The sequence below is a fragment of the Amycolatopsis sp. NPDC059027 genome, from assembly GCF_042739735.1.
GTDB lineage: Bacteria > Actinomycetota > Actinomycetes > Mycobacteriales > Pseudonocardiaceae > Amycolatopsis.
In genome coordinates, this window is sequence record NZ_JBHYIK010000026.1 from 8,180 (window position 1) to 29,863 (window position 21,684).

Annotated in this window: 23 protein-coding genes and 2 tRNA genes; 17 read left to right on the forward strand and 8 right to left on the reverse strand. The window is 68.0% G+C overall.

Going from position 1 to position 21,684, the window contains the following annotated elements:
* The 8 genes from recF to ACFWY9_RS19405 form a co-directional block, all read left to right on the forward strand.
* Positions 1-1,009 (forward strand): DNA replication/repair protein RecF (gene recF, locus ACFWY9_RS19370; RefSeq protein ID WP_378339440.1); only part of this gene is annotated, 1,009 nt, incomplete at its 5' end.
* 235 nt (positions 1,010-1,244) lie between these two features.
* Positions 1,245-1,736: a DciA family protein gene (locus ACFWY9_RS19375; protein ID WP_378326079.1), complete on the forward strand. Its 492-nt coding sequence runs from the start codon at positions 1,245-1,247 to the stop codon at positions 1,734-1,736.
* A 195-nt stretch (positions 1,737-1,931) separates the two neighbouring features.
* On the forward strand, positions 1,932-3,899 hold the full coding sequence (gene gyrB / locus ACFWY9_RS19380; protein ID WP_378326065.1) for a DNA topoisomerase (ATP-hydrolyzing) subunit B: 1,968 nt from the start codon (positions 1,932-1,934) through the stop codon (positions 3,897-3,899).
* Positions 3,900-3,966: 67 nt separating this feature from the next.
* The gene (gene gyrA / locus ACFWY9_RS19385) at positions 3,967-6,498 is read left to right on the forward strand and encodes a DNA gyrase subunit A (protein WP_378326064.1); all 2,532 of its coding nucleotides are present in this window, start codon (positions 3,967-3,969) and stop codon (positions 6,496-6,498) included.
* A gap of 36 nt (positions 6,499-6,534) precedes the next feature.
* Positions 6,535-7,206: a DUF3566 domain-containing protein gene (locus tag ACFWY9_RS19390; RefSeq protein ID WP_378339441.1), complete on the forward strand. Its 672-nt coding sequence runs from the start codon at positions 6,535-6,537 to the stop codon at positions 7,204-7,206.
* 50 nt (positions 7,207-7,256) lie between these two features.
* Positions 7,257-7,330 (forward strand) — tRNA-Ile (locus tag ACFWY9_RS19395).
* A gap of 535 nt (positions 7,331-7,865) precedes the next feature.
* A complete protein-coding gene (locus ACFWY9_RS19400; protein ID WP_345405536.1) occupies positions 7,866-8,051 on the forward strand; it encodes a DLW-39 family protein in 186 nt (61 codons plus the stop codon).
* Between the two features lie 34 nt (positions 8,052-8,085).
* Positions 8,086-8,158: transfer RNA gene (locus ACFWY9_RS19405), tRNA-Ala, on the forward strand.
* A 39-nt stretch (positions 8,159-8,197) separates the two neighbouring features.
* Here the strand turns inward: ACFWY9_RS19405 and ACFWY9_RS19410 are convergent.
* Both ACFWY9_RS19410 and ACFWY9_RS19415 read right to left on the reverse strand, forming a co-directional pair.
* The gene (locus tag ACFWY9_RS19410) at positions 8,198-9,046 is read right to left on the reverse strand and encodes a hypothetical protein (protein ID WP_378339442.1); all 849 of its coding nucleotides are present in this window, start codon (positions 9,044-9,046) and stop codon (positions 8,198-8,200) included.
* A gap of 471 nt (positions 9,047-9,517) precedes the next feature.
* Entirely contained in the window at positions 9,518-10,147 is a 630-nt protein-coding gene (locus ACFWY9_RS19415) for an NAD(P)-dependent oxidoreductase (RefSeq protein ID WP_378339443.1), read from the reverse strand.
* Between the two features lie 77 nt (positions 10,148-10,224).
* On the opposite strand from ACFWY9_RS19415, the gene ACFWY9_RS19420 reads away from it, so the two are divergent.
* Both ACFWY9_RS19420 and lipB read left to right on the forward strand, forming a co-directional pair.
* Positions 10,225-10,839, forward strand: a complete 615-nt coding sequence (locus ACFWY9_RS19420; RefSeq protein ID WP_378339444.1) for a TetR/AcrR family transcriptional regulator — start codon at positions 10,225-10,227, stop codon at positions 10,837-10,839.
* A 360-nt stretch (positions 10,840-11,199) separates the two neighbouring features.
* Positions 11,200-11,835, forward strand: a complete 636-nt coding sequence (lipB, locus tag ACFWY9_RS19425; RefSeq protein ID WP_378339445.1) for a lipoyl(octanoyl) transferase LipB — start codon at positions 11,200-11,202, stop codon at positions 11,833-11,835.
* Positions 11,836-11,847: 12 nt separating this feature from the next.
* Here the strand turns inward: lipB and ACFWY9_RS19430 are convergent, their stop codons facing one another.
* The gene (locus tag ACFWY9_RS19430; RefSeq protein WP_378339446.1) at positions 11,848-13,239 is read right to left on the reverse strand and encodes an alpha/beta hydrolase; all 1,392 of its coding nucleotides are present in this window, start codon (positions 13,237-13,239) and stop codon (positions 11,848-11,850) included.
* Positions 13,240-13,300: 61 nt separating this feature from the next.
* Here ACFWY9_RS19430 and ACFWY9_RS19435 point away from each other — a divergent pair, with 61 nt between their 5' ends.
* The gene (locus ACFWY9_RS19435) at positions 13,301-14,473 is read left to right on the forward strand and encodes a DNA glycosylase AlkZ-like family protein (protein ID WP_378339447.1); all 1,173 of its coding nucleotides are present in this window, start codon (positions 13,301-13,303) and stop codon (positions 14,471-14,473) included.
* A 3-nt stretch (positions 14,474-14,476) separates the two neighbouring features.
* Here ACFWY9_RS19435 and ACFWY9_RS19440 read toward each other — a convergent pair whose 3' ends face one another.
* Positions 14,477-15,115: a pyridoxal 5'-phosphate synthase gene (locus ACFWY9_RS19440; RefSeq protein WP_378326056.1), complete on the reverse strand. Its 639-nt coding sequence runs from the start codon at positions 15,113-15,115 to the stop codon at positions 14,477-14,479.
* A 1-nt stretch (position 15,116) separates the two neighbouring features.
* The gene (locus ACFWY9_RS19445; protein WP_378326055.1) at positions 15,117-15,812 is read right to left on the reverse strand and encodes a hypothetical protein; all 696 of its coding nucleotides are present in this window, start codon (positions 15,810-15,812) and stop codon (positions 15,117-15,119) included.
* 118 nt (positions 15,813-15,930) lie between these two features.
* On the opposite strand from ACFWY9_RS19445, the gene ACFWY9_RS19450 reads away from it, so the two are divergent.
* Positions 15,931-16,464 (forward strand): DUF2020 domain-containing protein, encoded by a 534-nt coding sequence (locus ACFWY9_RS19450; RefSeq protein WP_378326054.1) that lies wholly within the window; start codon positions 15,931-15,933, stop codon positions 16,462-16,464.
* Positions 16,465-16,629: 165 nt separating this feature from the next.
* A complete protein-coding gene (locus tag ACFWY9_RS19455; protein ID WP_378326053.1) occupies positions 16,630-17,082 on the forward strand; it encodes a DUF6918 family protein in 453 nt (150 codons plus the stop codon).
* 71 nt (positions 17,083-17,153) lie between these two features.
* Here ACFWY9_RS19455 and ACFWY9_RS19460 read toward each other — a convergent pair whose 3' ends face one another.
* Positions 17,154-17,771, reverse strand: coding sequence for a hypothetical protein (locus ACFWY9_RS19460; RefSeq protein ID WP_378326052.1), 618 nt, complete (start codon positions 17,769-17,771; stop codon positions 17,154-17,156).
* Positions 17,772-17,860: 89 nt separating this feature from the next.
* Here ACFWY9_RS19460 and ACFWY9_RS19465 point away from each other — a divergent pair, with 89 nt between their 5' ends.
* Both ACFWY9_RS19465 and ACFWY9_RS19470 read left to right on the forward strand, forming a co-directional pair.
* Positions 17,861-18,415: a peptidylprolyl isomerase gene (locus tag ACFWY9_RS19465; RefSeq protein ID WP_378326051.1), complete on the forward strand. Its 555-nt coding sequence runs from the start codon at positions 17,861-17,863 to the stop codon at positions 18,413-18,415.
* Between the two features lie 37 nt (positions 18,416-18,452).
* Positions 18,453-19,418: a rhomboid family intramembrane serine protease gene (locus ACFWY9_RS19470; protein WP_378326050.1), complete on the forward strand. Its 966-nt coding sequence runs from the start codon at positions 18,453-18,455 to the stop codon at positions 19,416-19,418.
* On the opposite strand, the gene ACFWY9_RS19475 is transcribed toward ACFWY9_RS19470, so the two are convergent.
* The gene (locus tag ACFWY9_RS19475) at positions 19,415-19,792 is read right to left on the reverse strand and encodes a PH domain-containing protein (RefSeq protein WP_378339448.1); all 378 of its coding nucleotides are present in this window, start codon (positions 19,790-19,792) and stop codon (positions 19,415-19,417) included. The genes ACFWY9_RS19470 and ACFWY9_RS19475 overlap by 4 nt on opposite strands.
* Positions 19,793-19,904: 112 nt before the next feature.
* Positions 19,905-20,171, reverse strand: a complete 267-nt coding sequence (crgA, locus tag ACFWY9_RS19480) for a cell division protein CrgA (RefSeq protein WP_378326048.1) — start codon at positions 20,169-20,171, stop codon at positions 19,905-19,907.
* Between the two features lie 312 nt (positions 20,172-20,483).
* Between crgA and ACFWY9_RS19485 the strand changes: the two genes are divergently transcribed.
* Complete coding sequence (locus ACFWY9_RS19485; protein WP_378339490.1) at positions 20,484-21,491, forward strand: class E sortase; 1,008 nt, start codon at positions 20,484-20,486, stop codon at positions 21,489-21,491.
* The gene (locus ACFWY9_RS19490; RefSeq protein WP_378326047.1) at positions 21,491-21,646 is read left to right on the forward strand and encodes a hypothetical protein; all 156 of its coding nucleotides are present in this window, start codon (positions 21,491-21,493) and stop codon (positions 21,644-21,646) included. Before ACFWY9_RS19485 ends, ACFWY9_RS19490 begins: the two co-directional genes overlap by 1 nt.
* The last annotated feature ends 38 nt before the right edge of the window (positions 21,647-21,684 follow it).

A 21,684-nucleotide genomic window follows, 5' to 3' on the forward strand; every position in this document is an offset into this window, starting at 1 on the left:
GGGCTCGCACCGCGTCGCGACGGACGCCCCGCTCATCCGGCACGGCCAGGAACGCGCCCTGGTGCGGGTCGCGGTGGTCAACGACGACCGCGAACTGACCGTCGAGCTGGAGATCACCGCCGGGCGGGCGAACCGCGCCAGGGTCAACCGCGGTGCGGTCGGCAAGCCACGGGACGTGCTCGGGATCCTGCGCACGGTGTTGTTCTCGCCGGAGGATCTGGCGCTCGTCCGGGGTGATCCGAGCGAGCGGCGGCGGTTCCTCGACGAGCTCCTCGTGCTGCGCGCGCCGAGGTATGCCGGTGTCCGCGCCGACTACGAGAAGGTGCTCAAGCAGCGCAACGCCCTGCTCAAGACCGCGGGGAAGCGCCGGACCGGCCGCGAAGACCCGTACGCGTTGTCGACGCTCGACGTGTGGGACGACCATCTCGCCGTCGCCGGCGCGCAGTTGCTGGCCGCGCGGCTCAACCTCGTCGCAGACCTGGCGCCGTACACGGCTTCGGCGTACATGGGCGTCGCGCCGGATTCACGTCCGGCGAAGATCGCGTACCGGTCTTCGCTGGGCGAGTCGCTCCCCAACGGGTACGGGGTACCAGGCGAGGTACGCGCCGAGCCGGACGTACTCAAGGATGTGCTGCTCACCGCGCTGGGCGAGGCTCGGTCCGCCGAGCTCGAACGGGGGGTGAGCATGGTCGGCCCCCACCGGGACGAGCTCGAGCTCGTGCTGGGCGAGGCGCCGGCGAAGGGATACGCGAGTCACGGCGAGTCGTGGTCGTTCGCCCTCGCGCTGCGTTTGGGAAGTTACGAACTCCTGCGTGGCGAAGCCGGGGAGCCGGTGCTCCTCCTGGATGATGTGTTCGCCGAGCTGGACCGCAAGCGCCGGTCGCGGCTCGCGGAGGTGGCGGCGGGCGCCGAACAGGTGCTGGTGACCGCCGCCGTCGACGAGGACGTGCCCGCTGAGCTGGACGGATGCCGGTTCTCCGTGGCGGATGGTGAGGTCAACCGTGCCTGAGCGCCCCGATCCAAGATCAATCCGGCCACGCGGGGTGACCGGCCCCACAGCAGTTACCCACCTTTCTGGGGATAAACCTGTGGACAGTGTGGATAACACCGGGAAGGAGTTATCGCCCCGCGTGACCGAACGGCCGGATGAGGGGCTTGACATCCCCCACACCAGCGTTCGCCCAGGTGGCGATCAAACTCCTGGTACGCAGCGTGAAAACGGCGCTGCGCCGAACGGGCGTGATCTGGCTCACGCGGCCCTCGAGGCCGCCAAAGCCAAGGCCAAAGCCCGCGGCGGGCCGCCCGGGTTGCGCACAGGCAGGCTGACCGGCGGTGGCCAGAACCCGCGGCGCCGCCGCTGGTCGGGGCCAGGCGCCGACGCGCGTGATCCACAGCCGCTCGGACGGCTGGCCTCGCGGTTGGTCGCCGACAGTGGCTGGGCGGAGCGGCTCTCCTCCGCCAGGGTCTTCGGGCAGTGGGCCCGCCTGGTCGGGGAGAACGTCGCCGAACACGCGCAGCCGGTGTCGCTCAAGGACGGTGAGCTGACCGTCCAGGCCAGTTCGACCGCATGGGCGATGCAGTTGCGCACCCTGCAACGCCAGCTCCTGGCCAAGATCGCCGCCGGCGTCGGCAACGGCGTCGTCAAGCGCATGCGCATCCAGGGGCCGACGGCACCCAGCTGGCGGAAGGGGCCACGGCACGTGCCCGGCCGCGGCCCGCGTGACACGTACGGCTGACACCGGTTGCGGACACTCCCGGAATTCCCCCACGACGCGTCCATAAGTGCTCTGAAACGTCAAGACTCTGCTAGGAACGATTTCGTGGCTCTGTGAGCAAACCAGGGGTGTCCTTGCCGCATGTCTGCGAACGCGGCCAAGTACACTGGTGTCGAGCGGGTGTCCGCTCGCGCGAGACGAGGAGACAACACGCCGGTGACCGAGAACAAGAGCGAGTACAACGCGTCGTCCATCACCGTGCTCGAAGGCCTCGAAGCGGTCCGCAAGCGCCCCGGTATGTACATCGGTTCCACCGGTGAGCGTGGCCTCCACCACCTGGTGCAGGAGGTCGTGGACAACTCTGTCGACGAGGCGATGGCCGGGTACGCGACCAAGGTCGAGGTTACCCTGCTGGCCGATGGCGGCGTCCGTGTCATCGACGACGGCCGCGGTATCCCGGTGGACATGCACCCCAAGGAGCAGAAGCCGACCTTGGAGGTCGTGCTGACCGTGCTCCACGCGGGCGGCAAGTTCGACAGCGATTCCTACGCGGTTTCGGGCGGTCTGCACGGCGTCGGCGTTTCCGTCGTCAACGCGCTGTCCACCAAGCTGCTCGCGGAGATCAAGTACCGGGGCCGCAACTGGCGCCAGGAGTACACCGACCAGGTACCCGGCGAACTGCAGGACCTCGGCCCGGCCGACTCCACCGGCACCACGATCACGTTCTGGGCCGACCCGGACATCTTCGAAACCACCACGTACAACTTCGAGACCATCTCCCGGCGGCTGCAGGAGATGGCGTTCCTGAACAAGGGCCTCACCATCTCGCTGCGCGACGAGCGCGTCGCCGACGAGGAGACCGAGGCCGACGCCGAGGGCAAGCAGGCGCGCCTCAAGGAGGTCACCTACTGCTACCCGGGCGGGCTCGAGGACTTCGTCAAGCACATCAACGGCAGCAAGGACCCGATCCACCCCAGCGTGATCTCCTTCGACGCCAAGGGCACCGGCCTCGAGGTCGAGGTCGCGATGCAGTGGAACAACGGGTTCACGCCGTCGGTGTACACCTTCGCCAACACGATCAACACGCATGAGGGCGGCACCCACGAAGAGGGCTTCCGCGCCGCGCTGACCCGCGTCGTCAACGCGTACGCGCGCGAGAAGAAGCTCCTCAAGGAGAAGGACGCGAACCTCACCGGCGACGACGTCCGCGAGGGCCTCGCCGCGATCGTGTCGATCAAGCTGTCCGAGCCGCAGTTCGAGGGTCAGACCAAGACCAAGCTGGGCAACAGCGAGGCGAAGACGTTCGTGCAGACGACGTCGAACGAGTGGCTGAGCGACTGGTTCGAGCGCAATCCCAACGAGGCGAAGACGGTCATCAACAAGTCGATCTCCTCGGCGCAGGCCCGGATGGCCGCGCGCAAGGCGCGGGACCTGGTCCGCCGCAAGGGCGCGCTCGACATCGGCGGCCTGCCGGGCAAGCTCAAGGACTGCCGCTCCACCAAGCCGGAGGAGTGCGAGCTCTACATCGTCGAGGGTGACTCGGCGGGCGGCTCGGCCAAGGAGGGCCGGGACTCGATGTACCAGGCGATCCTGCCGATCCGCGGCAAGATCATCAACGTCGAGAAGGCCCGTATCGACCGCGTCCTCAAGAACACCGAGGTCCAGTCGCTGATCACCGCGCTGGGCACCGGCATCCACGACGAGTTCGACCTCTCGAAGCTGCGCTACCACAAGATCGTGCTGATGGCCGACGCCGACGTCGACGGCCAGCACATCACCACCCTGCTGCTCACCCTGCTGTTCCGGTTCATGGCGCCGCTGATCGAGCACGGGCACGTCTTCCTGTCGCGGCCGCCGCTGTACAAGATCAAGTGGCCGCGGTCCGAGCCGGAGTACGCGTACTCCGACCGCGAGCGCGACGCCGTCATCCAGGCGGGTGTCGAGGCGGGCAAGAGGCTGCCGAAGGACGACGCGATCCAGCGGTACAAGGGTCTCGGCGAGATGAACGCCGAAGAGCTGTGGGAGACCACCATGGACCCGGCGAACCGGCTGCTGGGCCAGGTCACGATGGACGACGCCGCCCAGGCGGACGAGCTGTTCTCCGTGCTGATGGGCGAGGACGTCGAGGCCCGCCGCTCCTTCATCACCCGTAACGCCAAGGACGTGCGCTTCCTCGACGTGTAACCCGCTCGGGCGTTCGCGCCCGCTCAGCCTTGTGTCCGATTAGGACTGTCCACACGAGAAGGACGACATGACGGAAACCTTGCCTCCGGCGCCGGACCACGACCGGATCGAACCGGTCGACATCCAGCAGGAGATGCAGCGCTCCTACATCGACTACGCGATGAGCGTGATCGTGTCGCGTGCGCTGCCGGACGTGCGCGACGGTCTCAAGCCGGTCGCGCGCCGGATCCTGTACTCGATGTTCGACTCGGGCTTCCGCCCGGACCGCGGGTACAACAAGTGCTCCCGCGTCGTCGGCGACGTGATGGGCAACTACCACCCGCACGGTGACTCCGCGATCTACGACGCGCTGGTCCGTCTCGCGCAGCCGTGGTCGATGCGGTACCCGCTCATCGACGGGCAGGGCAACTTCGGCTCGCCGGGCAACGACCCCGCGGCCGCCATGCGGTACACCGAGTCCCGCCTCGCGCCGTTGGCCATGCACATGCTGGCCGACATCGAGGAAGACACCGTCGACTTCTCCGACAACTACGACGGCCGTACGCAGGAACCGGACGTCCTGCCCTCGCGCTTCCCGAACCTGCTGGTAAACGGCGGCACCGGAATCGCGGTCGGCATGGCGACCAACATCCCGCCGCACAACCTGCGCGAGGTCGCCGACGGCGTCGTATGGGCGCTGGAGAACCCCGAGGCCACCGACGACGAGCTGCTCGCCGCGCTGCTGGTGCGGGTAAAGGGCCCGGACTTCCCGACCAAGGCGCTGATCCTCGGCAACTCCGGCATCGAGGACGCCTATCGCACCGGCCGCGGCTCCATCCGGATGCGCGCCGTCGTCGAGGTGGACGAGGACGCCAAGGGCCGCACCATCCTGGTCGTCACCGAGCTGCCCTACCAGGTCAACCCGGACAACCTCGTCGAGAACATCGCCAACCTCGTCCGCGACGGCAAGCTCACCGGCATCGCCGACATCGCCGACGAGACCAACAGCCGGCGCGGCATGCGCATCGTGATCACGCTCAAGCGGGACGCGGTCGCCCAGGTCGTGCTGAACAACCTCTACAAGCACACCCAGCTGCAGCAGAACTTCGGCGTCAACATGCTCGCGCTGGTCGACGGCGTGCCGCGCACCCTGCGGCTCGACCAGATCATCCGGCACTACGTCAAGCACCAGATGGACGTCATCGTCCGGCGCACCCGCTACCGGCTGCGCAAGGCCGAGGAACGCGCCCACATCCTGCGTGGTCTGGTCAAGGCGCTGGACATGCTCGACGAGGTCATCGCCCTGATCCGGCGTTCGCCCTCTGCCGACGAGGCCCGGCCCGGCCTGATGAGCCTGCTCGACATCGACGAGATCCAGGCCACCGCGATCCTCGACATGCAGCTGCGCCGCTTGGCCGCCCTCGAACGGCAGCGCATCATCGACCAGTTGGCCGAGATCGAACTCGAGATCGCCGACCTCAAGGACATCCTCGCCAAGCCCGAGCGGCAGCGGCAGATCATCCGCGACGAGCTGATGGAGATCGTCGACAAGTACGGCGACGACCGCAAGACCCAGATCATCCCGTTCGGCGGCGACGTCTCGATCGAGGACCTCATCGCCGTCGAGGACGTTGTCGTCACCATCACCCGCACGGGGTACGCCAAGCGGACGAAAACCGATCTGTACCGCTCGCAGAAGCGCGGCGGCAAGGGCGTCCAGGGCGCGACGCTGAAGCAGGACGACATCGTCCAGCACTTCTTCGTCTGCTCCACGCACGACTGGATCCTGTTCTTCACGAACAAGGGCCGCGTGTACCGCGCGAAGGCGTACGACCTGCCCGAGGCCAACCGCAACGCGCGCGGCCAGCACGTCGCCAACCTGCTCGCCTTCCAGCCGGACGAGCAGATCGCCCAGGTCATCGAGATCCCCGACTACGAGGTCGCGCCCTACCTCGTGCTCGCCACCCGGCGCGGGCTGGTCAAGAAGACCAAGCTCAGCGACTTCGACTCCAACCGGGCGGGCGGCCTCATCGCCGTCAACCTGCGCGAAGGGGACGAACTCGTCGGCGCGGTGCTCGCCGCCGCGGAGGACGACCTGCTGCTCGTGTCCGCCGAAGGCCAGTCCATCCGCTTCCACGCCACCGACGAAGCACTGCGGCCCATGGGACGCGCCACGTCCGGCGTCCTCGGCATGCGCTTCAACGACGGTGACGAGCTGCTCGCCATCAGCGTCGTCAAGCCGGAGAAGTTCCTGCTGGTCGCCACCGACGGTGGCTACGCCAAGCGGACCCCGATCGAGGACTATCCGGTGCAGGGCCGTGGCGGCAAGGGCGTGCTGACCATTCAGCACGACCGCAAACGTGGCAGGCTGGTAGGCGCACTCATCGTCGACGCCGACGACGAGCTCTACGCCATCACCTCCAGCGGCGGGGTGATCCGCACGCCGGCCGGGGACGTCCGGAAGGCGGGCAGGCAGACCAAGGGGGTGCGGCTGATGAATCTCGGCGAAGGCACCACTCTTCTCGCTGTCGCACGCAACGCGGACGAGCCGTCGGACGTCGCCAACGGTGACAGCAGTGAGCAAGGAGAAGAATCCACGGACAGCACGGCGTCGGAGTAATCGCGGCGCCGCCATACGGGTAAGGACTGACTCTTCGTGACACCATCCGAGAAGCCCGACGCACAGGGTTCCAACGGGGCTTCGGCCAGCCCGCCATGGCAGCGGGTCGGCAAGGACAGCGGCGCGGCCGAACCGGACGCGCCCGCGTCGAGCGGCCTGGTCACGGACGATGTGCTGTACTCGGGTCATGAGCAGGACGGACGGCGCGTGAGCGACGGCGGCGACCCTCCCGTGGTCACCGGCACCGCCGCGCGCCGCCTGTTCGGCGGCGAGGGCGAAGGCGAACCCTCGGCCACCCGCACCCGTCCCGCCCCCACCGCACTCCGCCGCCCCGGCCGCGGCCCCCGCCGGGCCAGCCTGCAGATCAAACGCTTCGACCCGTGGTCGGTGCTGAAGCTCGCCCTCGTCCTCGGCGTCGCCATGTTCTTCGTGTGGCTCGTCGCTGTCGGCGTCCTCTACACCGTCCTCGACGGCATGGGCGTCTGGGACAAACTCAACGGCACCTACTCGTCCCTCGTCGGTGGCGAAGGCGCCAGCGCGTCCTCGGAACCCCTGATCAGCGCCGGTCGCGTCTTCGGGATCGCGGCCATCCTCGGCGCCGTCAACATCGTCCTCGTCTCCGCGCTGGCCACGGTCAGCGCCTTCATCTACAACGTGTCCGCCGACCTCGCGGGCGGCCTCGAAGTCACGTTGTCCGAACGAGAGTGACCCGGTTGCCGGGCGCCTCAGGGCGTCCGGTAATCTACTTCTCGTTCGACGGGCCTATAGCTCAGGCGGTTAGAGCGCTTCGCTGATAACGAAGAGGTCCCTGGTTCAAGTCCAGGTAGGCCCACCCGATTCGCCCGGTCATGTCTGCGGTAAGCGCAGACCGTGATCGGGTGTTTTTGTTTCTGGGGGCCGAGCCCCCAGACCCCACGGTGCGTCAACTCTCGACCCAGCGTGGTCGGCCTGGACTTCGGGCGCAGGGCGCCCTTGTCCGGCCTGCCGTTTCGTGGGGTGACTTCGGGCGTGGCCGCCCTTGTCCGGGTCGGGGCGTGGGGTGCGGAGCTTGCGTGGCGGGCGTGGGGATGTGCGTGGGGTGCGGAGCTTGCGTAGCGGGCGTGGTGGGGGTACGGGTGAGCCCTGCCGGGAAGAGAAGGCCGGCAGGGCTCGGCGGGGCGCGGTCGGTGTGGGTTCGCTGCGGGAGGCTTGCACACCGACCGGTTGGTATAACCCGCGGGGTGGAGTGGGTGTTCCGGTTGTGGGGGTGTGACGTTGGCTACGGTGCGGTGGTTCCACGTGGAACGTGGGGGAACCGGGCGGCCGGGGAATCCTGGCGTGCAGTAACATCGCGGGGTAAGGGAAGCAAGTCGGAGAAGGGGGCTTCAGTGAAGAAGCTGTTGGCACTCGCGGTCATCGCGGGCGGCGTTCTGTTCGTCGTGAAGCGCAACAAGGCTGCCAAGGCTGAAGCCGACCTGTGGCGTGAGGCGACGGCGCCCGAGGGCTCCTTCGGCTCCGCTTCGAGCAACGGCTCGGCACCGGCCAAGGCCGCGGACGCTTCCCGCAACAACTGAGTTCGGACGGGCGGCCTCGCCGCCGCCCGTATCCGGGGCTGTAGCTCAATTGGTAGAGCACCGCCTTTGCAAGGCGGGGGTCAGGGGTTCGATTCCCCTCAGCTCCACAACCCGGGCAGTGCACCGGAGCGGAAGAAGGTTCCTGTTCACGCCGCGTCTTCGGATACCCATTCCTTGAACAACTTCGCCAATCGCTCTTTGCACTGAGCAGTCAGAAGGCCTGCAGCGTCGTCGGCGAGTGGTTTCAATGCGTGCTCTCGCACCTCCTCGTGGTCCTCCGGAGCAGGACAGGAGAAGACGGCGAGGATGCGCAGGCTGCGTATGGCTTCGTCTCCGTCTATGACAGCCAACAGCGGAACTTTGGTGATAGCTGCGCCCTTGAAAGCTGCCCAGACCTTGTCCACCACTATGTCAACAATGGCATCAGTGATCGCAGGGCGTAGGGATTGTATCGACGAGTTATGGATCGCGTCCTTGACAATCCGTTTCCCCCACTCCGGAATCTGATCGACAAACTTCTTGCACTTCTCGATGACCTGGACGAGGCCGATGAAGAGATCGCACCAGCCGTGATGTGCGAGTTGACGTGATGCTTCGGCCGGATCGGGCACAGCTGTTGCAAGTTCAGCGGTGATCTCTGCCCAGAGGTCTGGCGCGGTCATCGCCTTGGCGAAGATCTCTACCTGGTCCAGCGGAGACGGGCGGACTGACTCAGTGGTAGAAGCTTGTCTCCGGCTCGTATCTCCGGATGATGAAGGGCCGGGTTCCTGTTCATCAGATGAGATTGCGACCGGCGCGTCATCGAACAACAGAGGATTGTCCTGTGTCTGCGCATCCGCCGGTACTGGCGATTCGTGCGCCTGGGTGTTCCTCACAGGCTTTTCGGCTGATGTGGTATCGGCTCCGCCTTTGATCGGAGAATCGGTGGGTGAGAGAGTCGCCGACACCTGAGTTCTGCGCACTGCCAGCCAATTTGCGAGTTCGAGGCGGGCCAAATCCGTACCTGCGGCTCGGGTGTGGCTGTTTGATCTCTTGCTGGTGGGCCTGTAGTACTTCGCCCAGGTTTCTTCAATCCGTGATCGCTTGGAGTTCCGCTCTTCAGGGCTTGCCTTCGCAAGCCCTACCCAACCCTCCCAGCCATGCAGCGACCCGCCGCAACCCGAGCAGGCACAGGCATGTCCTACCGCTGTCGCACAATTCTTGTTGTGATTACCCTGCCTTGACACAGCCATTCACGCCCCCTCGGATCCGTCTGATCTGATGGTGCGAGATCGCAGCTCCCGCGCCCACCGCCACTGCGGTGAACAAGGTATTACTGTAAGTAATATCTTGTAGGGGGAGTGGGGCGAGCGGTGCACTCCGTAATCCTTGGCGTAGGCATCGGCGTTGTCGGCTGCCCCGGTTGTGCAGCAAAAGGCTCCGAGGATGACTCCCGCTGACGGTCACATCCGGTCATCTCGATCCCCTCAGTTGCCCGCTGCGATGGCTACGTGGACGGCGTCGGGGTCGTCGAGGTGGCGCAGGATGCAGTCGGCCAGGTCAGCGCGGGAAAGGCGGACGCCGCCGCGGACGTTTCGGTCGATGGCGGTCCGGTAGGTGCCAGTGCGGGGGCCGTCGGTCAGCATCGGCGGGCGCACGATCGTCCAGTCCAGGTCGGCGGCCCGCACTGCTTCCTCCATGACACGCATGTCGCCCCACGGATTCCGGAGTATCCGGCTGAGGATCGGTTTCGCGAGAAATCTGGTCACCGGGCCGTCGCCTTCGGTGGCCATGCCGCCGTTGCTGACCACGAGCAGCCGTCGCGCGCCCTGTCGCCGCATCGCCTCGATGATGCTTCGGGTGCTGTCGGTCTGGATGGTGGTCGGTTTCAGGTCGGGCGAGCCGATCGCGGTGATGACGGCGTCGCGGCCCGAGACGTGCGGGGCGATCGAGTCCGGGTCCATGACGTCCGCTGTGACGACGGTGAGGTGCGGGTCCGTTCTGGCGAGGCGCGCGGGATCGCGGACGACGGCGGTGACCTCGTGGCCGGCGGCGCAGGCCTGGTCGACGAGCTGTTTGCCGGTGCCACCCGTGGCGCCGAACAGCGTGATCTTCATCGGTCCTCCTAGTTAGTGAGTGCTCACTAACTACTATAGTGGGTGAGCACTCACCAACTTGTCAAACCGGAGGCGCCGTGAGCACTCGCGACCAGATACTCGACGCGGCCGCGCACGTGATGCGCACTCGCGGGCTCGCCCGCGCGACGACCAAGGAGATCGCCAAGGCCGCGGGGTTCTCGGAGGCCGCGCTGTACAAGCATTTCCGCGACAAGACCGACCTGTTCCTCGCGGTGCTGAGGGAGCGGGCGCCGAGTTCGCTCACCTCGTTGCTCGACGGGCTGGCCGAGCGGGCGGGGCGGGGAAGCCTCCGCGAGACGTTGGAGGAGGTGGCGCGGGAGGCGATTCGCTTCTACAACCACAACTTCCCGATGGCGGCATCGATCTTCTCCGAGCCCCAGCTGCTGGCGGCGCACCGCGAGACGATGCGTGAACGCGGCGTCGGGCCGCAGCATGTCACCATCGTGCTGTCGGGTTACCTTGCGGCGGAACAGGAACTCGGTCGCATCCGGCCGGAAGCGGATCCGAGGGCCGCTGCCGCGCTACTGCTGGGCGCGTGTTTCCAGCGCGGCTTCCTCAGCCATTTCGTCGATCAGCACGGCGACGACGACTTCGCGGGCGAACTGGTCCGAACGCTCGTCGAAGGCCTCAGCTCGGCCCCGGCCAGCGACGCAGCCGCCGGGCCGGGCTGAGTTCGTCAGTGGGCCAGAGCTGGAGGCGCCACTCGTCGCCAGGGGTCGTGGAGCCGGGCCAGCCGTGGTTGACGAATCCACGGCCGGAAATGCGAGCCGCGTAGCTCCCGGCGGGTACCGGGATCTCGGTGCCGGACAACGTGGGTGAGTCGAAGCGAAAGCCGAATTCGGTGACACTGAAGGACGCGGAGAACACCACCTGCCAGGCGCTCAGATCGTCCGTTCACTTTCGACGCGCAGGCCATCGCGAAGTTGTTCTGATGCGCTGATAGCACGAGCAGCAGCGACCTGTGCCGGGCTTCTGTCGCTCACGTTGTCACTGTGGCAGAGCCCGGAGACGAGCGGGGCTAACCTGGGTGGATGGGGTGGCCGATTCAGCGTGTGGACCTCGGGATCGTCGACTACCAACAGGCCACGCGCGACATGCGGCGCTGGGTGAAGGAACGCCAGGACGGCGTCGAGGGCGACAGGTTGTTCTTCCTCAGTCATCCGCCGGTGGTGACATACGGGGCGCGCACGTCACATGACGAACTGCCGCCCGCGGCCGCCGCGCTGCCGTCGGTGCGGGTCGACCGCGGCGGGTTCGCGACCTACCACGGGCCCGGCCAGCTCGTCGGGTATCTCGTCATCAACGTCCGCGAGCGCGGCGTGGTCGATATCGTGCGCTGGCTGGAGAACGGGTTGATCGAGGCGCTCGCGAGTCTCGGGTTCGACGCGGTGCGCCGGGAAACACCGAAGGGCGCGAGCAGTCTCGTCGGGGTGTGGACGCCCGATCATCGCAAGCTCGTGTCGGTCGGGATGCGGATTCGCGGCGGGGTCACCAGCCACGGGTTTTCGCTCAACATCGATCCCGACATGACCGCTTTCGAGCAGTTCACGGTCTGCGGGATGCAGGACGTCACGATGACGTCGTTGCGGGAAATGGCCGAGCGGCAAGGAAAATCCACGCCGTCCGACGCGGAGGTCCGGGAGGCCATCGCCGCCGTGCTCTGCTGATCCGACGTTGTCCTAACCGGCCAGGAACTTGATCACCGCCTCCCGGCCCGCGTGTCCGCGTTCGCGGTTCTGGATCGAGTGCGACTCGCCCTTGACCACTACGAGTTCGCCGCGGGGCGCGACGTCGGCTTCGCGTTCGGCCCATTCGAGCGGGGTCGACAGGTCGCGGTCGCCGTTCAGCAGCAGGGTCGGCACGTCCGGCAGGTGACCGGCCGGATTCGACGACGCGTGTTCCGCGGGCCAGGGCAGGCACAGCTGGATGAAGCCCTGCGTGACCGCCACCTGCGAGGTGTACGGCCAGGTCGCCTGCTCCGGCAGCCGTGCTTCGGTGCGGTCGAGCCGCGCCTGCCGCACCTCGGCCGGGGTCGACGCCGAACCCCAGGGAAAGCGCATGTCCGCGCACAGCGTCCCGGCTTGCAGGCCGGAACTGTAGTCGGCAGGGGCGGCCCGGTTGGCTCCCGCGAGCTTCTCCAGCAGCTTGTTCAGCCGCGTCGGATCGCCGCCGCGGGCGGCATGCACCGCGCCGATGATGTCGCCTCGCGGATCTCGGTAGGTCGGATCGAAGAACTCGTAGGTGACCATGGCATCGAAGATCCGCACGCCGTCCGCGACGCCGCGTTGCCGTACGACCTGTGCGAGGTCTTCGGCCGGGTCGTAACCGCAGGCCGGAGGCGCCGCGCAGGCATCTCGCAACACACGGGCATTCGCACGCAGGCCGACCAGGTAAAGCGAGTCCGCCGACGTCGCGTGGTGGGGCAGGACCGAATCCAGTACGAGCTTGCGGACGTTCCTGGGATGCGCGATCGCGTAGCGTGCCGCCGTGAACGACCCGTACGAGACGCCGTCGACCACCATTTTCCGCACCCCGAGCGCCTGCCGGAGCAGGTCGAGATCGGCGACTGTCTGATCGGTCGAGTACAGCGGCGCCCGGTCGCCGAGCAGGTTCGCGCATTCGGCGACGGCCTCGCGGGTCGGTGTCGCGATGTTGGAACTGCCCATCTGCGTCTGCAGGCCTGGGCAGCGCAGCGCGCCGAATTCGCCGGTGCCGCGCTGGTCGAGCATGACGAACCGGTGGTCCTTCGCCACTTCGGGCAGCTTGCCGACCGCCAGATCCTTGATGTGCGAGACTCCGCCCTGGCCCGGGCCACCCACCAGGAAGAGCAGTACGCCCTTCGGCGCGGTGACGTTGTCCGCGGTCGCGACCTGGAGGTCGAGCGTGCCCGGCACCCGGCCGGTGTGGTCGAGGGGCACGGTCAGCGTCGAGCAGGTGAATCCCGGTTGAGCCGGACAAGGATGCGGGTTCTCCAGCCGCGGCCCGGCGGGCGTGGTGGACGCGGCGGCGGTGCCACCGAGCGCGACGGTCAGCAGTAACGCGAATCCTGTGGCCAGCAGTTTTCTCCCCATAGGGACCAGTGTGCGAAGCGGAGAAAGTGCGAGCAACCGCTTAACGGCCATACTTGAGGTCATGTCGACATCGCGGTTGCGGGCGTGGTGGGCCCATCGCCAAGGGCTCGACGGAAGGCTGCGCGGCGCGAGCGCCGCCGACGTACTCGAGCAGACCGGCTGGGCGCGTTCGGTGGGTGGATCGGGGCCGTACCTGGGCTTGTTCGCCCGCGCCCGGCTCCACCGCGAGGCTGTCGACGCCGAGGTCGCCCGGCTGGCGATCCACGAACTCCCTTCGGCGCGGGGGTGTACGTACGTGTTGCCCGCCGCCGACTTCGCGATCGGGCTGGCGGTCGGCGCCGGGGCGCCGGAGGGCGAGCTGGCAGCGGCCGAAAGGCATCTCGGCGTCACGCGTGCCGAGGTCGAGCAGCTCTGCGCGGCGGTGGTCGACGCTCTCGAAGCCGCGGACGCGCCACTGGATCCGGCGGCGCTCAAAACCGCGGCAGGCCCGGCCGTTCGCAATCTCGGCGACGCCGGGCGCAAGCGCGGAGTGACGACGACGCTGCCCCTCGCGCTGGGGCTGCTCCAGGCCAGGGGCGACATCCGCCGGGCGCCGGTCAACGGTCGGCTCGACCAGCAGCGCTACGGCTACGTCCGGTGGAACGCGGGGTCGGTGTCCGAAGTGGACACTGCGAGGGCGGAACTCGCACGGCGGTACTTCGGCTGGGCGGCACCGGCGTCGCTCAAGCAGTTCCGCTGGTTCTCCGGATTCACCGCCTCGGTCGCGAAGAAGGCCGTCGAGGCACTGGAACTCGTGCCGGCGGGCGAGCCCGATCTGGTACTGCCCAAGGAACTCTCGGACGAGTTCGCGGAATTCACCGAGCCGGACGAGCCGCGGTACGCGTTGCTCGCCGGCGTCGACGGCATCCACCTGCTGCACCGGGACATGGGACGGTTGCTCGATCCGGCCGACGCCGCACGAAAAACACCGGGCGGTAACGGGACGCTCGGCGCGGAGGCGGATCCGCCGTGTCACGTGATCGTCGATCGTGGCCGGATCGCCGGGCTCTGGGAGTTCGATCCCGAGGCAGGGGAGATCGTGTACCAATCGTTCGTCGGTGAGGGCGACGCGCTGCGGGAAACCGTCGCGGAGACCGAGAACTTCATTCGTGACGAACTCGGCGACGCTCGGAGTTTCAGCCTCGACTCGGTGAAGAGCCGCGCGCCGCGGCTGGCCGCTCTGCGCGCGGGCTGAGCGTCACGGCCAGAGGCGTTCGCGCACCCACGCGTCACCTTCGCGCCGGTAGCGCAGCCGGACGTGCCGCCGGTCGTGGCCGGCCTGCCAGAACTCGACCTCTTCCGGCGCGATCAGATACCGCGTCCAGGTTTCCGGTGCCACCTCGGGGTTTTCCGCGACCCAGCGTTCGGCCTCACGGGCCGCGTCGAGCAGTTCCGCCGGGTCGTGCAGCACAGCCGACTGCCGCCCGATGAACGCTTCGACCCGCGACGCGGACGGACGCGCGAGGAAATCCTCGGCGGAGACCTCCGGCGTCGCCGGGGTCACCGGGCCACGCAGCCGGATCTGACGGCCACGGCCCGGCCAGAAGAACGTCAGCGCCGCGTGCGGATGTTTGCGCAGCTGCAAGCCTTTCGGGCTTTCCGAACTGGTCGCGATCGCCCAGCCGCCGGCACCGACGTCCTTGAGGATCACCACCCGCGCGTCCGGCGTGCCGTCGATGTCCACTGTGGACAAGGTGGCGGCGTGCGGTGCCAGCACGTGTTCGCCCGCCTCGTTCAGCCAGCCGATGAACAGCTCGTGCGGGGCCGCCGGGGTCGTGTCCGGATCGAACACCGGGAGTTCGTCGGGAAAGGACGCCCAGCCACGCAACGAAACCATGTCACTGACCGTACGGCCCAGGCCCCTGCGGCGGGTAACCCGGTGCGGGGTACGGGTAGTTCGGCGGCTGCGGTCCCTGCGGCCCGGCACCCGGCGGAGGCCCCACCTGTGTCTGGTGCTGCCAGCCGGGTGGGGGCTGCTGCGTGGGCGCCTGCGGCGGCTGTTGTGGTTGCTGCGGTGCCTGGGCCTGTTGCCACTGCAGCTGCTGGTAGACCTCGGCGGGCTGCGGGAAACAGAACGTCAGCTTCGCGTTGACCGACCCCTGCACCGCGGCGCCCCAGAACTTCCCGCCCACCCAGGCGTACATCTGGCCCGCGCTGACGTCGACCGCGACCATCCTGGTCTCGCCGCCGAACTGGTTGCCGGACTTCGCCGAAGCGGCCTGTGCGGCGTCGGGGTAGACCCGCTGGCCGATGAGCCCGGCGATCACCACCGACGCCGCCGTCCAGCCGACGGTGCCCTGGACGTTCGCGCGCGCGTGCTGAGTGGCCCGGCCGGTGAAGTCGTACAACGCGGCCGCGGTGACCTCCGGGACCGCCGCGGCGACCACGGCGTAGTTCATCGTCGACAACATGACCGACTCGGTGAACAGGCCGACGACGGCGGTCGCGGGCCCGATCTGCACCGAGTTCAGCCTGCCGCCGCTGCGCTGGATGCGCTCGGCCACCGCGCCGAGATACTGCTCAGGCGTGAGCACGACCGGACCTCCCTCACCGAGGACGCTGGGAAGGTCATCGTCCCACGCCAGGCCGTGAGGATGTGGTCAGCTCGCACTTTTCGACCCGCGCGGGGATCCGTGGTTCACTGAACGCGCCATGCGCCGACTCGTACTTCTCGCGCCCGCCCTGGCCGTGTTCGCCGGGTGCTCCGCGCCTGCCCAGCCCGCACCGCCACCGAGCGGTCAGCCGTCCACTTCGGCCAGTGCCGCCGCACCCGCGCTGCCGCCGGATCCCGAACCGGGCGAGACCGGAACCTGCCCGTACCTGAAGACCGATTTCGTCGCCGATGCCAACGGGCAGAAGGTGTCGAAGGTCCGGCTCTCGGCCGATTCGCCGCATCCGGCGTGTTTCTTCTACGGCCTCGACGGGAAACTCCAGTTGACCGCCCGGGTGTACGTCGGAGAGCCCACGGTGGCGACCGCGCTGGTGAACAAGGCGGCGCCGGTCGACACGTCCAACCCGGCCGACGAGCCGAGCGGCTGGAAGGGCGGGTACCAGCCCACCGGCGACGGGGGCGCGGTGTACGCGGTGGCCAAGGGGAACGCGGCGGTCGTCGTGACGACCAACCAGAAACAGAGCGTGAAAGCGCGCACAGTGACGACGAAGGCTATCGCGACGCTGAAGCTCTGAGTAGTGGCCTCCACACGGAAGAGCGAAGTTGATCTTGTATTACCCTGTGCAGCACGCGCAGGGCTTTCGCCGATCCGCGCACCAGAGCACCGGGTACCTCCGCCATCGGCGTGGTGTCCGGGCGGGGCACCATCTGCATTGCGACTCGACAAAAGGACAAGATTCGTGGCTGACACCCTCAAGGAAATCCTGCTCGACTCCAGCCGTCGCCCGGCTGTCGTGACCGACTTCGGAACCCTCGTCGACGACGAGGTCGCGGACAAGGGCGGCGTTTCGGGTGCCGTCGTGAAGACGGGTTTCGCCGCTGTCAAGAAGATCAAGCCGGGCATCGTCCCCGCCGCGGTCGACAGCCTGCTCGACGAGTTCGCCGACGCGCTGGAGCCGTTCTACGGTGACTACAAGGCCAAGGGCGGCGACGACTTCGGCACCTACCTGGTCGGCCGTTCCGACGAGGCCGCCGACGCGCTCCTGAGCGTCACCGACGCTCGTGCCGAGCAGAGCAGCCGTGACGCGATCAAGAAGGTCTACGGCAAGCTGCGCCCGAACGGCAAGAAGAACGTCGAGGAGGCCCTTCCCCGCCTCGGCAAGCTGATCGACAAGCACGCTGCCAACGCCTGATCGGCGCGCACGCGGTCAACACACGAAGAGGCCCCCGGACGTGCCGGTCCGGGGGCCTCTTTCGTTGCCGCTCAGTTCTTCTTCTCGGCGTTCGAGGGGCTCGGCGCCTTCCCGTTGGCCGACTGCGTCGACGGAGCCTTCGGAGCCGGGGTGGCCGGCTTCGGCTTCGCCTCGGCAGCGGGCTTCGACGCTGTGGCGGGCTTCTCGGCCGGCTTCGCGGGCGCCGGCGGGGTCACGCGCGGCGGCGCCGGCGCGACGGGCGGCTGCTGCTTCGAGCGCAGCGCGTACGCGGCACCAGCGGCCACGAGGCCCAGCCCGAGCACCCACGGCCACCGGCGGCGACGCCGCGTGCCCTTGAGGCCCTCGGAAGCCTCGACCACGGCCGCCTTGAAGTCCTTCTTCGCGGCCTTGAAGTCCTTCTTGCCCTTGCGCTTGCCTTCACCAGCGGACTTCGCGGCCTTGATCGCCGCCCGCTTGGCCTTGCGGCCCGGCTTGCGCAGCTCCTTCAGCCGCTCCAGCGCCTCTTCGCGGGCTGCCTGGGCCTTCTGCTTGAGCTCCTTGCGCGAAAGCTCGGTCTCCTTCGCCAGCTTCTTGCGTGCGCGGCGGCTCTGCTTCACGAGCTCGCGGGCGCCCTCAGTGACAACCTCCTTCACGGCAGGCTCACTCACCGCTTTTGCGGCCCGGGTCATGGCCTTCACCTCATCAATCGTTTTGAATCTGCTTTGTTGCCCGTAACCTATCGTGCCCCTTTTCCGCGCATCTTGCCGCAGATGGCACGATGAAGCTCGTGACTGAAAGCAACGGATCCCTCGATGGTGGCGCGCTCAAGGCCACGCTGCACACCAACCAGGGTGACATCCATGTGAACCTGCTGCCCGACCACGCGCCCAAGACGGTGGCGAACTTCGTCGGTCTCGCCGAGGGCACGAAGGACTACACCCAGCCCAACGCCAAGGGCGAGGCGTCCGGTCCCTTCTACGACGGCTCGATCTTCCACCGGGTCATCGACGGCTTCATGATCCAGGGCGGCGACCCGACCGGCACCGGCCGCGGCGGCCCCGGCTACAAGTTCGGCGACGAGTTCCACCCGGAGCTGCAGTTCTCCAAGCCGTACCTGCTCGCGATGGCGAACGCCGGGCCGGGCACCAACGGCTCGCAGTTCTTCATCACGGTGACCAACACGCCGCACCTGAACTTCAAGCACACGATCTTCGGCGAGGTGGCCGACCAGGCTTCGCGTGACGTGGTCGACAAGATCGCGCACACCGCGACCGGCCCGGCGGACAAGCCGATCGACGACGTCGTGATCGAGAAGGTCAGCATCCAGAGCTGAGCTGACCCGGAGGGTTTTCGGTAGGTTGGTTCTTGCTGTGAACCAACCACCGAACCCCGCCGCGTACCCGCAGGCCGCGCTGCCCGGATGCTGGTGGCATCCGAACCGCCCGACCGGGCTGAGCTGCGCGCGCTGCGGGCGTCCGGCTTGCCCGGACTGCCTGCGCGAGGCCGCGGTCGGCTTCCAGTGCACCGACTGCGTCCACACCGGCCGTCAGGAACAACGCCGTCAGCACCGGCAGTACCAGGAGGTCACGCCGGGTACCCGCACGATCGCGGGCGCGCGGCTCGGCAGCACCTCGGTCGTCGTCCCGGTGCTCATCGCCGTCAACCTGCTGGTCTACCTGATCACCGTGATGCAGGCGAAGAGCCTGACGAACAACAGCGTGGCCGAGCTGTCCCAGGCGGGCGTGCTGTGGCCCAACGCGACGCTCGGCGGCGGCGAGTGGTGGCGGCTGTTCACCTCGGGCTTCCTGCACGGCGGGCCGCTGCACATCCTGGCGAACATGTTCTCGCTGTGGATGGTGGGCCGCACGCTCGAGCTGGTGTTCGGGAAGATCCGGTTCCTCGCCCTCTACTTCGTCTCGATGCTCGGCGGATCCACCGCCGTGGTGCTCTTCGACGACCTCAACCAGCTGACCCTCGGCGCCTCGGGCGCGTTGTTCGGCCTGATCGGCGCGTTCGGCGTCATCGTCATCAAACAACGGCTGAACCCGACCGGGCTGCTGATCACCCTCGCGCTCAACGCGTACATCACCTTCGGCGTCTCGGGGATTTCGATCTTCGCCCACGTCGGCGGCCTGATCGTCGGTGCGCTCGTGACCGTGGCGATCCTCTACGCGCCGGAGCGCAACCAGGCGGTGTGGCAGGCGGCAGGGATCGCGATCATCGTGCTCGCGCTGATCGGGCTGCTGGTGTACCGCGACACCCAGATCGCGGCCACGACCTGCGGATTCAAGCCGTGGCGCGGCGGCCAGGTCTATTCCTGCCTCCCGCCGAGCTAGCCGCGCGCACGCAGGTCGTCGAGCGCTTCGACGACGTCGTGCGGGTCGGTGCCGAGGTCGAGCCTGCCCAGGACGTACAACTCGTCCTCGTACTCGATCTCCAGCGTGACGCCGTCGCGGCCGAGCCGGCGCGTCGTCCGCAGCCGGTAGCGAGTGCCCTCCCAGGGCAGCCGGTGAGTGCCGCCGAACGTGCGGACTCGCAGGCCCTCGGCGTCGGCGGCCAGGCGCGGCCGGGCCACCGAGGAGTGCACGGCGTAGGCGCCGACGGCGACCGTGGCGAGGGCGAACAGCAGCAGCCCCGAGCCGTCACCGGTCAGCACGTTCACCACCGCGCCGACCAGCAGCAACGCGGTGACGAGCCAGGTCGCTACCACAAGACCCGGCTGGGGAGCCCATGAGGTGGGGTAGTTATCCACAGGGGTTATCCACACTGGGGACTAGTCACACCGGTGTAATTCGGTGTCAAGCCGCCATCCGGAGTAACCGTCACCGCCAGCGCATGGTCATGAGCAGACCGGCGATCATCAGCACGAAGCCGATCGCGAAGTTGTAGTTGCCGAGGTCGCTCATGAAGGGGATTTTCGGCCCGGCGATGTAGTTCACGATCAGCCAGACCAGGCCGATCAGCATCAGGCCGAACATCACGATCTTGTAGAACAGGTTCGACGGCCCCGCGGCCTTCACCTTCACCGGGGTACGGCGATCGGCGGGCGGGGTGTACGCCGTCTTCTTGCGGACCTTGGACTTCGGCATCGGGTTCCTCGCGTGCTGTCGGGCTCTCCTGGTGGCGATGTCCCGCTCTCGGGGTGCGCAACCAGCGCCACGTGCACACGTTAACGTAAACGACCGCATCTGAGCACCGGGCGGGAGCGGTCGGATTCCCGGACTGTGACACCAGCGTCACCGTCGGTACGACGCAGGGCAGGTTTCGGCGCACGCCGGAGAGGAGCTTGTGTGGCCACGCACGAGGGGCCGGGCGACCGGCGGCAGTACTCCGGCGATCAGGGCGGTCCGTATCGGCCCCGCAGCCGCCCCGGTCAGGGCGGCGAGCGGCCCCGCCCCCCGATGCCGGGGGAGTCCGGTGAACGGCCCCGTCCGCCGGCATCGCGGCAGCCCGGTGGCCCGCCGCCGCGTAGACCCCGGCCGCCCGCCGACCGGCGGCGCTACACCGGCCCGGACGTCTCGAACGAGGAGACCGTCGTCTTCGAGCCCGTCGGGAAGCCGGGGACCGCGACGAAGACGAAGGAGAAGCCGCCACCGCCGCCGCTGGGCAAGGGCGGCGTCGCGGTCCGGACCGTGGGTGAACTCCTCATCACCGCAGGCCTGGTCGTGCTCCTGTTCATGGTCTACGAGCTGTACGTGACCGACCTGTTCTCCGCGGAGAAGCAGGCCGCAGCGTCCAACACGCTCGATGGCGACTGGGCCAAGGACCGCACCCTGCACCCCGAGCTCGTCGACGGCAAGGCGTTCGCGCGCATCCACATCCCGAGCTTCGGCGCCGACTTCAACTTCACCATCCAGGAAGGCACCGGCGACGCCGCGCTCGAGGTCGGTCCCGGGCACTACAAGGGCACCGCGTTGCCGGGCGAGCCCGCCAACTTCGCCATCGCCGGCCACCGCGTCGGCAAGGGCGCGCCGTTCAACGACCTCGACAACCTGACCTCGTGCGACCAGATCGTCATCGAGACCCAGACCGACTTCTACCTCTACAAGGTCCTCCCGTACGAGGACGAGATGGCGAACTGGGAGTCGGGCAAGGGCGCCGACCCGAAGTGCAAGGGCGTCGGGACCCTGCGGGACGCGAAGGCGTCCAACGGCGGCCCGTACGGCAAGACGTTCGGCCGCAAGGTCGTCCTGCCCACCCAGGGCGAGGCGGTCAACCCGGTGCCGTACATGCCCGCCGACACCCTGCCGCCCGCGGAGGAGGCCGCGCTGCTCACGCTCACCACCTGCCACCCGCAGTTCTCCGCGCGCGAACGGCTCATCATCACCTCGGTCCTCACCCAGCAGGTGCCGAAGACCCAGGTCAAGGACTACACCGACCTCATGAAGAAGCTCGGGGAGGGCCGCTGATGTACGGCTGGATCTGGCGACACCTGCCCGGCCCCTTCGCGGTCAAGCTCCTGACCGCGGTGGTGCTCCTGGCCGGGATCCTCGCGCTGCTCATGTTCGTCGTCTTCCCGTGGCTCGAACCCCGCCTGTGGTTCAACAACGTTTCGGTCCACTAGCTCCGCGGTTCGGCGTCTTCCTCGTCTCCGGGCGATTT